Source organism: Pararhizobium sp. PWRC1-1 (genome assembly GCF_049897905.1).
GTDB lineage: Bacteria > Pseudomonadota > Alphaproteobacteria > Rhizobiales > Rhizobiaceae > Pararhizobium.
Genome location: NZ_JAFCXE010000077.1, coordinates 1 through 813, shown reverse-complemented (window position 1 = coordinate 813; position 813 = coordinate 1). Strand labels below are relative to the sequence as shown.

Annotated in this window: 1 protein-coding gene; it reads right to left on the bottom strand. The window is 59.2% G+C overall.

The features are described from left to right. Positions 1-616 (bottom strand): reverse transcriptase domain-containing protein (locus ACP7E0_RS34980; RefSeq protein WP_426131957.1); only part of this gene is annotated, 616 nt, incomplete at its 3' end. Positions 617-813: the final 197 nt, after the last annotated feature.

Genomic DNA, 813 nt, shown 5'->3' with positions numbered 1-813 from the left:
CCTTGTCAGTCTCATACGTCTCGCCGCTCTCAAGGATTCCCGCCCGCAGCCACAGCTTGATAAGCTGGAGGATACGGGGATCGGCTATCCTGTGCGCCACCATCTGCAACAGCCACTCGAGGTCAACCGAGTCAAAGAAGCTGCGGATGTCGGCATCGAGCACCCAGTTCACGCGCTGGTTCATGATCGCTGTATGCAATGCATCCAGTGCCATGTGCGGGTTGCGCCCTGGCCTGAAGCCATAGGAGAACCCGCAAAAGTCGGCCTCATAGACGGCACTAAGCACTTCAGCGACCGCGCCCTGGACGATCTTATCCTCCAGGGTCGGCACTCCAAGTGGCCGTTTTCCGCCATCGGCTTTTGGAATGTAAACACGTCGCACCGGCTGTGGCCGGTAGCGACCCGTGTGGACCCGTTCGCAGAGATCGTGAAGATTTTGCTCCAACCTCTCTTCGTACTTCGCCACAGTCATCCCATCGACGCCTGCGCTTGCCTGCCGCTTTTGCCGTCTGAATGCACGATGAAGCGCATTCAGATCGACATGATGCAGCAGTGCAGTGAACCGAGTTCGGGCAACCTGTCTGGCTGCCGCGTTCACCCGCTCGAGGTTTGGCATCAGGACAACCCGGCTCTGTGTCCGGACCCTGGCCTCCTCTTGCGAGATCCTCTCGGGCCGATCCCTTCCCTCCACGCGTTTCGTTTCCTTCAACGGTTTCATTGGTACTATGAACCAGTCCGACTCCCGACCTCAGCTCGGTCAACAACTCCGGCAGTGCCTTGTTGCTGCCCCCCACCAGAGACCAGTCTGGCGGA